We start from the raw sequence: 13,551 nt of genomic DNA on the forward strand, positions 1-13,551 counted from the left end.
CTTCGGCGGAGTTGCCGCGAACAGGTCGAGAGGCGAGAACGATATGACGGTGCAGGTAGCGCCGCCGCCGGGGGTGGAGTCGGGGAACCGGCTGCCCAAGGCGGCAGCGAAAGCGCAGAAGCAGCGGGAAGCGCTGGCGCGCAAGGAGATTCTGGCGCCGGTGTCGGGCATGCTCACGGTGGCGAGTCTGATCGTTGCCGTCGCGTCGGTCTGCTCGGTGGTCCCGTTCCTGCTGATCGTCGCGGCCTGTCGTGAACTGCTGAACACCCCGGTCGACACCGACCGTGTGTGGTGGCTGTTCGGCGCGGCCGTGGTCGTGCTCGTGGCGCGGGCGCTGCTGCAGGCCGTCGCGCTCACGTGGTCGCACGCCGTCGACGCCGGTTACCAGCTCACCCTGCGCCGACTGCTCGCGGGCAAGCTCACGCGCGTGCCGCTGGGCTGGTTCGGTGAGCGCAGCTCCGGCGAGGTCAAGAACTACCTGCGCGACGATGTCGAAGCCCTGCATTACCTGGTCGCGCACGCGCGGCTCGAGTTCGTCGGCGCGCTGGTGGTCCCGCTGGTCACGCTCGGCTACCTGTTCACCGTCGACTGGCGGCTCACGCTGGTGCTGCTGATTCCGCTGATCGCCTACTTCGTCCTGTTCGGCAAGATCATGGACCGCGACGGCCGCGACCGGCTCGCGGTCTACACCCGCTGGGAGCGCCGCACCGCGGAGGCGACCATCGAGTTCGTCGACGGTATCCAGGTGGTGCGAGCCTTCGGCCAAGCGGGCAAGGCGCACAAGGAGTTCCAGGACGCGGTCGACGGACAGGTCGAGGCGGCGCACCGGATGAAGATGCCGATCATCCGGGTGCAGTCGGCTTCCGACATCGTGGTGATGCCGGTGTTCGTCATGCTGGCGGTGGTCCTCGGCGGGCTGGCCGGGGTCGGCCTCGGCTGGGTGGATCCCCTGGACATGTTGCCGTTCCTGCTGGTCGGGCTGGGTATCGGCAGTTCTCTGCTCGGTCTCGGCTACGGTTCGCAGGCCCTGCGTGCCGGTGGTGCCGCGGCCCTGCGCCTGCACGAACTGATGCAGACGCCGGAACTGGAAACCGCCGCGACGCCGGCGACCACTCAGACCGGCATCGTCGTCTTCGACGGTGTCGAGTTCGCCTACCGCACCGGCCATGACGTGCTGCGCGGCATCGACCTCGAACTGACTCCCGGCACGATCACCGCGTTGGTCGGCCCGAGCGGTTCCGGTAAGTCGACCCTGGCGAAACTACTGCCCCGCTTCTACGACGTCGGCGCGGGACGCATCACCATCGACGGCCGCGATATCCGCGAGTTCACCAGCGAAGAGCTGTATCGCACGGTCGGTTTCGTCTTCCAGGATGTCCGCCTGATCCGTGGCACGATCCGCGAGAACCTGCTGCTGGCCAGTCCCGCCGCCGATGACGAAGCCATCGAGCGCGCGACCCGGGCTGCCCAGATCCACGATCGCATCCTGGCGCTCCCGCGCGGTTACGACTCCGAGATCGGTGTCGATGCCACCCTGTCCGGCGGTGAGGCGCAGCGTCTTTCGATCGCGCGGGCCCTACTGGCCGACACCCCGGTGCTCGTCCTCGACGAGGCCACCGCTTTCGCAGATCCCGAATCCGAAGCCGCCGTCCAGGACGCACTGGCCGCTCTGGTCGCCGGACGCACGGTGCTGGTGATCGCGCACCGCCTGCACACCATCACCGGTGTGGACCGAATCCTGGTGCTGGACAACGGCGCCATCGTCGAACAGGGCACCCACCCCGAGTTGCGCGCCGCCGGCGGGCTGTACCAGCAGCTGTGGGAGATCAACGAAGCCGCGCTCGGCACGCTCGCCCTGGTGGAGGAAACACGATGATTCGCAAGGTTTTCCGCCTCGTCCCCGACGAGTTCGCGCCGCTGATCCCGCGCCTGCTCACTGTCATCGTGCTCCAGGCGCTGTTCCAGGCGATCGCCTACCTGCTGCTGGTGCCCGTGCTGGAGGCGCTGTTCGCCGACGACCTGAACGGCGCCTGGCTGTGGGCGCTGGGGATGACCGCCGCGGTAGCGGGCGTGGTCGTGTTCGGGTTCGGGCAGGCTGTGATCGGGCTGCGGATCGGTCTCGGCATGCAGCGCGGCCTGCAGACCCGCCTCGGCGATCAGCTGAACGCGTTGCCGCTCGGCTGGTTCGAAGATCGCGACGCCGGCCCGCTCTCGCGGGTGATGGTCGAGCAGGTGCGCGAGACGCAGGGCCTGATCGCCTACCTGCTCGCCAAGGTACTCACCGGCATCATCGTGCCGCTGGTCGTCGCGATCGGCATGCTGTTCATCGACTGGCGGATCGGTGTGGCGATGCTGCTCGCCGCGCCCGTGCTCTACCTGGTCAACACGCTCGCCAACCGTGCATACACCGGCGCCGACGCGCGCCTGCACGCCGCCGCGGCCGAAGCCGATTCGCGAGTCGTCGAATTCGCGCAGGCACAGCCGGTGCTGCGGGCCTTCGGCGCGGTCGGGGCCGGGAACAAGAAGCTGGAGTCCGCACTCGTGCGGCAGCGTTCGGCCGTGCTGAAGATGATGGTCGCGACAGTTCCGGGCTTGATCGTGTTCGCGCTGTTCGTCCAGGCCGTGTTCCTGGTGCTGGCCTACATCGCGGTCGTGCAGGTGACCGACGGCTCCGTCTCGGTCGCCGCGGCGATCGCGCTGATCGCGGTGAGCGCGCGCTTCATCGAGCCGGTGAACCAGGCCGCCCAGTTGGGTACGGCGCTGCGCTCGGCCGCCGCGGCCGCCGACCGCATCACCGACCTGCTCGCCGAATCGCCCCTGCCCGCCGCGGCCGAACCGGTCACCCCCGGAGCACCCGCGGTGGTCTTCGACGAGGTGAGCTTCGGCTACCGCCCCGGCGAGCCGGTTCTGTCGGATCTGACCTTCACCGTCCCCGCGGGCACCACCACCGCCATCGTCGGACCCAGCGGTTCGGGCAAGACCACCCTGCTCCGACTTGCCGCCCGCTTCTACGACGTCGACTCCGGCGTGGTCTCGGTGGGCGAACACGATGTGCGCCGTCAGCCGTCGGACACCCTGCTCGACCAGCTCGCGTTGGTCTTCCAGAACGTCTACCTGTTCAACCGCTCGGTCGCCGACAACATCCGCATCGGCAAGCCCGACGCCACCGAGGACGAGCTGCGCCGCGCGGCGGTCGCCGCCAGGGTCGACGAGATCGTCGAGCGGCTGCCCGACGGTTTCGACACCACCGTCGGCGAAGGCGGTACCTCGCTGTCCGGCGGTGAGCGTCAACGGGTCTCGATCGCCCGCGCCCTGCTCAAGGACGCCCCGATCGTGCTGCTCGACGAGGCGACCAGCGCGCTGGACCCGCACAGTGAAGCCGTGGTGGTCCGTGGCATCCACGAACTCACCAGGGACAAGACGGTTCTCGTCGTCGCGCATCGTCTCTCGACGATCGCCCATGCCGACCAGATCCTGTTCCTGGACAAGGGCCGCATCGCCGAACGCGGCACGCACGCCGAACTTCTCGCCCTGAACGGCCGCTACGCCGCCTTCTGGAACGAGCGTGAACGAGCAACAGGCTGGCGCCTGGAACCCGTCTCTGCCTGACCGGGTATGCCTCGGCGGTCTCGTTGGATCGCCGAGGTGTTCTCGGAGTCAAGCGCCGAGAACCGCGGCGCCGGCCGCCGATATCACTGCCGGTAGGTGGCGAGGAATTCACCGATCCGGCCGATGATCTGCTCTAGTTCGTCGGCGTGCGGCAGGGTGACGATGCGGAAGTGGTCGGGCGAGGGCCAGTTGAAGCCGGTGCCCTGCACGACGTGAATCTTGGTGGCCAGCAACAGATCGAGGACGAATTTCTCGTCGTTGTCGATCCGGTGGATCGTGCGGTCGAGCTTGGGGAAGGCATACAGCGCGCCCTTGGGCTTCACACACGACACCCCCTCGATCGCATTGAGCGCCGACCACGCGCGATCACGCTGCTCCACCAGTCGCCCACCGGGCAGGGTGAGTTCGTGGATGCTCTGGTGACCACCCAGTGCCGCCTGAACAGCTTGCTGCGCAGGCACATTCGCGCACAGGCGCAAGCCGGCCAGCATCGTCAGGCCTTCGAGATAGCTCTCGGCGTGGCGGGTCGGCCCGGACACGGTGAGCCAGCCGGAGCGGAATCCGGCGAGCCGGTAGGCCTTGGACAATCCGTTGAACGTCAAACACAGCAGGTCGGGTGCGAGCGAGGCGGTGACAGTGTGGGCCACGTCGTCGTAGAGGATCTTGTCGTAGATCTCGTCGGAGCACACGATCAGGTTGTGCTGGCGGGCGAGTTCCAGCATCTGCTCTAGCACCTCGGTGGGATACACCGCGCCCGTCGGATTGTTCGGGTTGATGATCACGATGGCCCGCGTGCGGTCGGTGATCTTGTCGGCGATGTCGGCGATGTCGGGATACCAGTCGGCACCCTCGTCACACAGGTAGTGCACCGCTTTGCCGCCGTTGAGATGCACCGCCGCGGTCCACAGCGGGAAGTCCGGTGCGGGGACGAGGACTTCGTCACCGTTCTCGATGAGCGCGGTCATCGCCATCATGATGAGCTCGGAGGCGCCGTTGCCGAGGAAGACGTTCTCGATATCGAGGTCGTCCACGCCACGGCCCTCGTAGTACTGCACCACCGCGCGCCGGGCGGGAAGCAACCCCTTCGAGGTCACGTAGCCCGCCGACAGCGGCAGGTTGGCGATGATGTCGTGCAGCAACTCCGACGGTGCGTCGAAGCCGAACTGCAGTGGGTTACCGGTGTTGAGCTTGACCACCCGGTGTCCCTCGACCTCGAGCCGAGCGGCGTGCTCGGCGATCGGACCGCGGATTTCATAGGAAACGTTCGCGAGCTTGCTCGACTGTTTGAACTGCAATGTCGGCTCCCCACCGTGATACGGACGGAGCTCGCCACAGTACTCGCCGCAGCGCGGGGGCAGTTCAGCAGCCGCACAGGCGATCCGGGATGCCGCGGATCGCCACCGCGCCGACTGCGGAATCGCCGCCTTGTCCCGCCTGCGTGCCTCGAGAAAGTCCGACCGAGTTCAGATCACCCGCGAGGACGACCTCACTTCCAGTAGGCCTGCGCCTTGATCGCGGTCTTGGGCAGCGCGTGCTGGGTCTTGAGGGTTTTCACGATCGAGCGGGTGGTGTTTCCGCAGCAGGCCACCCAGGCGAAAGCATCGGCGGGGCAGGTGATTTCCTGCGCGGCCTCGCGCAGCAGACGGCCGTCGTCGACGCGCTGGAGCCAGGTGAGGGTGTGGTGGGGCTTGTTGTTGACCGGGATGGTCCGGTCGGACTCGTACTGCCATTCCAGCCAGACTCGCGCGGGGGTGTCGCCGATGGCGTCGAGCAGCGAGTTGATGGCGGGCAGGGAGGCGGTGTCGCCGAAGATGACGTATTCGCTGGGTGCCTGCTCGGGGAGCTGGAAGTCCGAACCGAGCACGGTGGCATCGAGGGGGTCGCCCGGCTTCGCGCGGCGGGCCCAGTCGGCCGCCGGCCCGTCGTGCAGGGCGAAGTCGATGCTCATGGTGTCTGCGGCGGGATTCTGGTCGACCAGGGTGTAGCCGCGGTGGTGCAGCTTGTCGCTGGTCGCGTCGGGAATCCACAGGCGGATCCACTGAGTGGGGTGCACCGGGTGGTCGGCGAGCAGGCCGCCCGCGGTGAAGCCGATGCGGACGAACTTGTCGGTGACCTGCTCGTTGGACGTCACTGTCAGGCGGTAGTCGGTGCCACCCCAGGCCTTGGTTATCAGACCGTTCAATCCCTTACCCATGTCGTTAGGTTAGCCTAACGACACTTGTTTGTCTGCTCCGGTGGTTGAATAAGGTAAGCCTATGCAAATATGGGGCTGTGTGTGAGAGAGTGGAGTACGAACCGGTGGAAACCCTCCTGGTAGTCGGCGCGGGGCCGAAAGCCCTTGCCGTGGCGGCTAAATCGCACGTTCTGCGCTCACTCGGGATGCCCGCTCCACGCGTTGTCGTGGTCGAGGCGCATGCCGTCGGCGGGAACTGGCTGCCCACCGGCGGCTGGACCGACGGACAGCACCGTCTCGGTACCAGCCCCGAGAAGGACATCGGCTTCCCGTACCACTCCACCTGGGCGCGCGGCCGCAACCGCGACATCGACCACGCGATGGCCGCCTTCAGCTGGACCACGTTCCTGATCGAACACGGCACCTACGCCGAGTGGATCGACCGCGGCAGGCCGAGCCCGCAACATCATGTGTGGGCCAAATACCTGCAGTGGGTCGCGAAGTCGATCGACCTCGAGCTGGTGCTCGGGCGGGTGGAGCGCATCAGTCACGGCGACGGTGAGCAGTGGCAGGTCGACGTGGTCGACGCCGACGGGGCTCGCAGCGAGCTCACCGCCGACGGCCTGATGATCACCGGCCCCGGCCGCAGCACCCGCGCCCTCCTCGACCATCCGCGCGTGCTCAGCATCGCCGAATTCTGGGACCGGGCGGGCAAGCGCACGCTGCCCGCCGCCTCCCGGGCCGCGGTGATCGGTGGTGGCGAGACCGGCGGCTCGGCGCTGGACGAGCTCGTTCGCCACGAAATGCTCACCATCTCGGTGATCTCCCCGCTGGCCACCCTCTACACCCGTGGCGAGAGCTTCTTCGAGAACTCGCTGTTCAGCGATCCGGTGAAGTGGGCGGCACTGAGCCTTCAGGAACGCCGTGACGTGATCCGGCGCACCGACCGCGGGGTGTTCTCGGTGCGAGTCCAGGAAAGCCTGTTGGGCGACAATCGGGTTCATCACCTGCAGGGCCGGGTCACCAAGATCGCGCCGCAGGGGGAGTCGCTGGCCTTGACGCTGAGCAACGAGTTGCGTGCCGATCAGGTGCACAATTTCGATCTGGTGGTCGACGCCACCGGCGGTCAGCCGCTGTGGTTCCTCGAACTGTTCGATCAGCGGACCGCCGACCAGCTCGAGCTGGCCGTGGGCGGAGCGTTGACACAGCCGCGGATCGAATCGTCGATCGGCTACGACCTGGCCGTCGCGGGGCTCGCGGGAAAGCTCTACCTGCCCAATATGGCCGCGATGGCGCAGGGGCCGGGGTTTCCGAATCTCAGTTGCCTTGGGGAATTGTCGGATCGGGTGTTGCAGCGACAGCCCGCGCGGGCGCGGGCTGTCGCCGCAGCCCGCTGAACCGCGCTGAGCGCACACAAAAGCCCCTTCTCGTCGAATTCTCGACCAGAAGGGGCTTTTCGTGTGCGCTCAGCGCAGCCTGACAGCATCCCCTGGAGTGCGAGCAACGTACTGCAAAGCAATCCGCCGATCGGGCCGCACATCGATCTCGCCGATCAACTGGAATCCGGCCTTGGCCAGGCTGCGCGCGATCGCCACATTGCTGTGGTCGGGATCGCCCAGGACGCGGCGGCAATTCGGGTCGGCCGCGAAGACGGCGCTGGTCATGGTGGAGATCCAGGCCGACATGATCCCCTTGCCGATCACCGCGGTGTCGGCGGTGGCGATGTGGAAGCCGATGTCGCCGGGATCGCTGTCGTAGAAGCGGCCGATCTCATCCTTGGCCGCGCGGTAGAACTCCAGGTAGGCGATATCGCGCACGCCCAGTTCGGGCTCGCCGAGCACGGTGAAGTCCAGGCTGAGAATGCAAGGGCGGGAATAGGTTCCGGCCAGCTGGGCGCGGAAGTTCTCGCGGCGGCGCTCGGCGTCCCAGTCCTGTTCCCACGACTCGAGCAGGTGCGGGCGGGCCATCCATTCGGCGAGCAGTTCGGGGTCGGTGCCGTCGGGATCGGCCAGGCGCAGGCTGAACGGCGCCGCGAAGACGGGCAGCACGGGCGCGGGGGTTGCGGCCACCTCGGCGGGCAGATCGGTCTGCTCGCGGGGCAGCGCGGCGGGGGTCCCGGCGGGGTTCATCTGCTCGGTGCTCCGTTCAATCGTAACCTTGGTCACCTCAACTGGTAAGGCTAGCCTATACTAATGGCCGGGTGTTACTGTTGCCCGACCGATCGCCCGGTAATAGCCGGGCCGTCCCGATTCGGGTCGGATTCGGAGGCAACAGAATTCGCCCCGACCCCGGACGACTGCGCCGGGCGGGCCCGTGCGTGAGCGCGGCGTTGGACAGTGCGAAACGGCCGCGCAGCTTTGCGTGGCCGGTGAGGGAGAGCGACATGGCAAGAGAACTCGGCTGGATCAGGCAGTTTCAGGCCCCCAGGACCGATTCCCTACCGCCGCTGATCGTCTTCCCGCACGCGGGAGCGGGCGCCTCGGCCTATCGGGTGTTCGCCAAGCGTATGGCCGCCGACTTCGACACCATGATCGTGCAGTACCCGGGTCGCCAGGATCGTGCGCGCGAAGCCGCCGCCGAGACGCTGCCCGAGTTGGCCGCCGGTGCCTTCGATGCCTTCCGTGACTCCGCCCACAACACCGGTGCGCCGGTCACCGTATTCGGCCACAGCATGGGCTCCATCGTCGCGTTCGAGTTCGTCCGCCTGGCCGAGGCCGCGGGGTTGCCCGTGCGTTTGCTGGTGGTCTCGGCGGCCGCCGCACCGCACCGGATCGCCGAGCTGCCCGGCCATCCCACCGAGGACGACGAATTGCTCGACCACATGGCCGCGCTCAACGGCACCGGCGCCGACGTGATGGCCAGCCGTGAGGTGATGCGGATGGCGCTGCCGGTCCTGAAGGCCGATTACCGTGCCTTCGACGCCTATTCGTGCGGCCCCGAGGTGTCCGTCGCGACGCCCGTGCTGGTTCTCGGTGGCGACGACGACCCGTTCGTCGGCCCGCGCGACCTCTACGGCTGGGAGCACAGCACCACCGCCGAGATCGAGGTCAACCTGTTCGCCGGTGGTCACTTCTACCTCGACGAGAACATCGAGGCCATCGCCGAGGCGCTCGTCGGTCAGGCGCTCGCGCGATGAACTCCGATCCCATCGTGATCGTCGGGATGGGTGTCGAAGCGCCCGGCGGCATCGACACCCTGCCCGATTTCTGGTCGGCCCTCGCGGCCGGCCGTGAACTGATCGGCCCGTTCCCGCGCGATCGTGACTGGCCACTCGACGAACTGCTCGCTCTCGGCAGGCTCGAGGGCTGGGCACCGGTCCGCGACGCGGGCGGCTTCCTCGACGGCGCGACCGAGTTCGACGCGCAGTTCTTCGGCATCACGCCGCGCGAAGCGGTGGCGATGGATCCGCAGCAGCGGGTGGCCTTGCGGGTGGCCTGGCGTGCGCTCGAGCACGCGGGCATCAATCCCGGGGCGCTCGACGGTGATTCGGCCGGTGTCTGGATGGGTGTTTCGGCGATCGAGTACGGGCCGCGGGTGTGCTCGGTGAACGAGTACAGCGGCTATCGCGCGACCGGCACCGCGCTCGGTGCGGTGGCCGGGCGCATCTCACATGGGCTCGGCCTGGTCGGTCCTTCGATCAGCGTGGACACCGCCTGCGCGTCGTCGCTGACCGCCGTGCACCAGGCGGCCTCGGCGCTGCGCGCGGACGAGTGCGACTGGGCGCTGGCAGGCGGGGTGTGCGTGATGGCCTCGCCCGGCGCGTTCTACGAGTTCTCCAAGAACAACGCGCTCGCCACCGACGGCCACTGCCGTTCCTACGCCGCCGACCCGACCGGCACCCTGTGGGCCGAAGGCGCGGGAGTCATCGTGCTGGAACGGGAATCGCGGGCGAAGGCACTCGGTCATCGGATCTACGGGCAACTGCTCGGGTCGCGGGTCAACCACAACGGCGCGGGCGCACCGCTCGCGGTACCCAGTGCGAGCGCTCAGCAGCGGCTGATCGAGGACACTGTCGCCGCGGCCGGGATCAGTGCCGACGACATCGGCCTGATCGAAGGGCACGGCACCGGCACCGCCGTCGGCGATCCCCTCGAATTGACCGCACTGGCAGCGACGTACGGCAACCCCGACCGCACCGAAGGCCCGCTGCTCGGGTCGGTGAAGTCCAACACCGGCCATGCCCAGGCGGCGTCGGGGATGCTCGGACTGATCAAGGTGCTGTTGTGCGGCGCGCACGGCGCGATCGCCCCGAGCCTGTGGGCCGACGCCCCGACCACCGATATCGACTGGGACGCGACAAGCTTGCGGCTGGCAGCCGAACTCACCGACTGGGCGCCACGCGCGGACGGCCTGCGCTACGCCGCGGTCTCCTCGTTCGGCGTCGCGGGAACCAACGCGCACGCCATCGTCGGCCTGCCGGTGCTGGAGGAGACCAACCATGGCTGAGTACCGCTTGCCGGACGGCCGCGTGCCCGTACTGCTGTCCTCCGACAGTGTCGATGGACTGCGCGCCGAGGCCGCCGCAGTGCGTGACTACGTTGCCGCGCATCCCCAGGTGACCCCGGAGCTGCTGGCGGCCATGCTGTTTCGCACCCGGTCGCCCCGCCGTCGGCGCGCGTTGATCCTGGCGTCTTCGACCGGCGCGCGGGTGGCCACGGCTCACTCCGGCGACGACGCGGGGACCGGAACGGCCGCGGCCGATGCGGAATCCGGCGTGTCGGCGGTCGAGGAGCTGCTGTCCGCTCTCGACGCTGTCGCGTCCGGTTCCGATCACCCGCTCGTCGTGCACGGTGACGTCGCGGCGAGCGCGCGGCGGATCGGATTCGTCTTCCCTGGTCAGGGCAGTCAGCGCCCCGGGATGGGCGCGGTCTTCTACGCGCAGTCGCAGGCCTACCGGGCGGTGGTCGACGAGTGCGCCGCCATCCATGCCGAACGGTTCGGGCATTCCCAGCCGCTGCACTATCTGCTCGGCCACGAGGGGCAGTACGAGGACACGGTGTGGGAAGTGCAGCCCGCGTTGATGTTCCACATGACAGGTCTGGCCGCGCTGTGGCAAGCGGCGGGTGTGGACCCGCACGCGACCATCGGACACAGCCAGGGCGAGCTCGCCGCGGGCGCGGTCTCCGGTGTGATGACGCTGCGGGATTCGGTGCTCGCGGTGACCCATCGCGCCCTGCTCGCCGACCGGCTGTCCCCGCGCGGCTATTCGATGGCGGTCTTCGGAATGGATCGCGAGAGCGTGGAAGCGTTGATGGCGCGGCACTCGGGATGGGCCGAACTCGCGGTCGTCAACTCGCCGCACATCATCGCCATCTCCGGCGAACGCGGCGCCGTGGTGGATCTGGTGGCCGCGGCCACCGCGCGCGGCCAGTTCGCGAGGGAGATCCGGGTCGCCTTCCCGGCACACACCTCCATCGTCGCCGAGGTGCGCGCCGATTTCGAAGGCTTCCTCGGCGACGAGATGAGCACGCCGAACTTCACGGCATCCGAGATCGCCTGTTACGGCGCGACTCTCGGTGAAATGATCACGCCCGACCTCAAGCAGGAGGAGTACTGGTTCTGGAACCTGCGCAACCGCGTCCGGTTCGACCGGGCGGTGGTCAGCGCGGGCAGTGACGGCGTCGACCTGCTGATCGAGGTCGCCGAACATCCCGTGCTGCAGCTGGCCATCCAGGAAAATCTCGGCCTGGTTCCGAACCGTCCCGGCCTGCCCACGCGCGATTTCCGGGTGCTCGGCACCTCGCTGCGCACCGCGGAGGGCCTGTCCGAGTTCACCCGCAATCTCGCCCAGGTCGCCGTTCTCGACATCGGCTTCCGTTGGGACGCGCTGCGAGTCGCCGACACCGTCGCCCTCCCGCTGCGCGACTTCCCGCACACCGTCACCGCCCCCAAGCGTCTCTGGGCACCTCTCGGCGCCCACGAAACGCCCGCCGAACTCGCGGTGACCACTCCGAAACCGCAACGGCTGGTGGAACAGTGGACCCCGGTGCAGCGTCGGTCCTTGACCGCGCCGCGCAGCCTGCTCATCGTCGACCACACGGGTGAGTGCGCCGAGTTGGCCGCCGCCCTCGTCGTCGCTGCCGACCGGCACGGTGCCGATGCGCGCGTCGTCGGCCCGGCCGAACTCGCTGACCCGAGCAACGAGGTGCCCCAGCAGGGCTCGGGTCCGGCGCCTCGCCTGCGGGTCGTCGGTGCACGAGAACAGGACATCGCTGCCACCGGACCGACAGAACACGCGACCGTCGATTCCGTCGTCGTCCTGATTCCTCCGGGCCACGATGCCGACGCGATCGATGCGTTGGCCGAGTTCTACGCCGGACGTGCGTGGGCCCCGGCACTGTCCGCACTGCGCCCCGGTGGCGAGTGCTGGCTGTTGACCGTCGGCGGCGAGGCCGTGCACGACGGTGATCCGATTCCCGGACTGTTCCACGCGGGCGTCGCCGCCGGATTCCGCAGTGCCGGTGTCGAATACATGGGCGTGCACTTCCGCCATCTCGACCTCGCGGCGGATGAATCCGCCCCTGCCCAGGCGGCGAAGATCGTGGGTGCGGTGCACTCCAGCGGTGAGGCCGAGTTGGCGTTGCGGGCGGGCAAGCTGTTCGTGAAACGACTGGTTGTCGACACCACCGTCGAAACGGGTTCGCTCGGAACGGATCTCGATCACGTGCTGATCGTCGGCGGTACCGGTCAGCTCGGTCTGCGGTTCGCCGATCACCTGGCGCACACGGGGACGGGCCGGGTCACCTTGCTCAGTCGCAGCGGCGAGACCAGTGCGCTGGCACCGGAGCTGGCTCGGCTGCGCGGTCTCGGCGCGACCGAGGTCGTGGTGCGGTCCTGCGATGTCAGCGACGTCGATGCCGTCGCGGCGTTCGCCGCCGAGAGCACCGACCGTCCGGTCGACCTGGTGATCCACGCCGCGGTCAACTATGTCGACGCCGAACTCGACCGGATCACCGACGACGCCGTGCGCACCGCCGCCGCGGCGAAGCTGACCGGCCTGGACAACCTGATGGACGCGCTCGCGCTGACCGTGGACTGCCGGGTCCTGCTCTGCTCGTCGATGGCCGCGACGCTGGGCGGACGGGGGCAGATTCTCTACGCGGTGACCAACCGCATGCTCGATGTGGCGGCGCGGCGCCTGCGCGCCCGTGGCATCGCCGCCGCGAGTTTGCAGTGGGGGCTGTGGAGCGTGGCAGGCCCGCTCGACGACGCCGGGTTCGCCCGGGTCGAAGAGGCGGGCGTGTTCCCAATGGTGCCCGCCGACGCGATCGAGGCCGGACTCGCCGAGCCGGTGCGCGACGGCATGATCATCGCCGCCGACTGGGACTTCCTGCGTGAAGTGCTCGGGGCATTCGGTCAGGCCAGCGTGCTCGCCGGCCTCGAGTCCGGCAGCGCGGATCCGCGCGCGACGCCCGCGCGTGCGTCCGAAGCGACCACGACCCGATCGGGCAGTGCCGTGGCCGCCGACCTGCCCGACACGCACTCGGGCACCTTGGTCGCCACCGGTGCCGTAGAGCACGGCGTTCCACTCGACCTGCGTATGCGCACCGAACTGCTCAAGGTGATCGGCGGTGACAGCGCCGAATCCATCGACGCCACCATGCCGTTGGTGGCACTCGGTCTCGATTCCTTGCAGGCTCTGGACTTCCGCAAACGCGTGAAGGCGGAGCTGGATCGCGATCTGCCGGTCGCGGCGATTCTCGGCGGCGCATCGCTCGACGATGTCGTGCTGCTCATGGCACAGAACACCAACCAGGGCTGAGGGGCCG

9 protein-coding genes are annotated in these 13,551 nt (G+C 68.5%); 6 read left to right on the forward strand and 3 right to left on the reverse strand.

The window, feature by feature from the left end:
* Positions 1-43: 43 nt before the first annotated feature.
* Together ACFWUR_RS08305 and ACFWUR_RS08310 are read left to right on the forward strand one after the other, a co-directional pair.
* Positions 44-1,876 (forward strand): ABC transporter ATP-binding protein, encoded by a 1,833-nt coding sequence (locus tag ACFWUR_RS08305; protein ID WP_378903861.1) that lies wholly within the window; start codon positions 44-46, stop codon positions 1,874-1,876.
* Positions 1,873-3,609 (forward strand): ABC transporter ATP-binding protein, encoded by a 1,737-nt coding sequence (locus ACFWUR_RS08310; protein WP_378903864.1) that lies wholly within the window; start codon positions 1,873-1,875, stop codon positions 3,607-3,609. Before ACFWUR_RS08305 ends, ACFWUR_RS08310 begins: the two co-directional genes overlap by 4 nt.
* 83 nt (positions 3,610-3,692) lie before the next feature.
* On the opposite strand, the gene ACFWUR_RS08315 is transcribed toward ACFWUR_RS08310, so the two are convergent.
* Together ACFWUR_RS08315 and ACFWUR_RS08320 are read right to left on the reverse strand one after the other, a co-directional pair.
* Entirely contained in the window at positions 3,693-4,904 is a 1,212-nt protein-coding gene (locus ACFWUR_RS08315; protein ID WP_378903867.1) for a pyridoxal phosphate-dependent aminotransferase, read from the reverse strand.
* A gap of 191 nt (positions 4,905-5,095) precedes the next feature.
* Positions 5,096-5,803, reverse strand: a complete 708-nt coding sequence (locus tag ACFWUR_RS08320) for a siderophore-interacting protein (protein ID WP_378903870.1) — start codon at positions 5,801-5,803, stop codon at positions 5,096-5,098.
* A 104-nt stretch (positions 5,804-5,907) separates the two neighbouring features.
* On the opposite strand from ACFWUR_RS08320, the gene ACFWUR_RS08325 reads away from it, so the two are divergent.
* Entirely contained in the window at positions 5,908-7,179 is a 1,272-nt protein-coding gene (locus ACFWUR_RS08325) for a SidA/IucD/PvdA family monooxygenase (RefSeq protein WP_378904185.1), read from the forward strand.
* 69 nt (positions 7,180-7,248) lie between these two features.
* Here ACFWUR_RS08325 and ACFWUR_RS08330 read toward each other — a convergent pair whose 3' ends face one another.
* Complete coding sequence (locus tag ACFWUR_RS08330; RefSeq protein ID WP_378903873.1) at positions 7,249-7,911, reverse strand: GNAT family N-acetyltransferase; 663 nt, start codon at positions 7,909-7,911, stop codon at positions 7,249-7,251.
* Positions 7,912-8,165: 254 nt separating this feature from the next.
* Between ACFWUR_RS08330 and ACFWUR_RS08335 the strand changes: the two genes are divergently transcribed.
* Genes ACFWUR_RS08335 through nbtC form a run of 3 tightly spaced genes read left to right on the forward strand, consistent with a single transcriptional unit; the run spans position 8,166 to position 13,544 of the window.
* On the forward strand, positions 8,166-8,918 hold the full coding sequence (locus ACFWUR_RS08335; RefSeq protein WP_378903876.1) for a thioesterase II family protein: 753 nt from the start codon (positions 8,166-8,168) through the stop codon (positions 8,916-8,918).
* Positions 8,915-10,228, forward strand: coding sequence for a polyketide synthase (locus ACFWUR_RS08340; protein ID WP_378903878.1), 1,314 nt, complete (start codon positions 8,915-8,917; stop codon positions 10,226-10,228). Before ACFWUR_RS08335 ends, ACFWUR_RS08340 begins: the two co-directional genes overlap by 4 nt.
* Positions 10,221-13,544: a nocobactin polyketide synthase NbtC gene (gene nbtC, locus ACFWUR_RS08345; RefSeq protein WP_378903881.1), complete on the forward strand. Its 3,324-nt coding sequence runs from the start codon at positions 10,221-10,223 to the stop codon at positions 13,542-13,544. Before ACFWUR_RS08340 ends, nbtC begins: the two co-directional genes overlap by 8 nt.
* Positions 13,545-13,551 lie beyond the last annotated feature (7 nt).

The organism is Nocardia sp. NPDC058633 (assembly GCF_042717045.1).
Lineage (GTDB): Bacteria > Actinomycetota > Actinomycetes > Mycobacteriales > Mycobacteriaceae > Nocardia.

Coding starts and splice junctions, on each gene's coding strand:
- ACFWUR_RS08340 (WP_378903878.1), top strand. CDS start 8,915: ATGAACTCCGATCCCATCGTGATCGTCGGGATGGGTGTCGAAGCGCCC.
- ACFWUR_RS08310 (WP_378903864.1), top strand. CDS start 1,873: ATGATTCGCAAGGTTTTCCGCCTCGTCCCCGACGAGTTCGCGCCGCTG.
- nbtC (WP_378903881.1), top strand. CDS start 10,221: ATGGCTGAGTACCGCTTGCCGGACGGCCGCGTGCCCGTACTGCTGTCC.
- ACFWUR_RS08330 (WP_378903873.1), bottom strand. CDS start 7,911: ATGAACCCCGCCGGGACCCCCGCCGCGCTGCCCCGCGAGCAGACCGAT.
- ACFWUR_RS08335 (WP_378903876.1), top strand. CDS start 8,166: ATGGCAAGAGAACTCGGCTGGATCAGGCAGTTTCAGGCCCCCAGGACC.
- ACFWUR_RS08305 (WP_378903861.1), top strand. CDS start 44: ATGACGGTGCAGGTAGCGCCGCCGCCGGGGGTGGAGTCGGGGAACCGG.
- ACFWUR_RS08320 (WP_378903870.1), bottom strand. CDS start 5,803: ATGGGTAAGGGATTGAACGGTCTGATAACCAAGGCCTGGGGTGGCACC.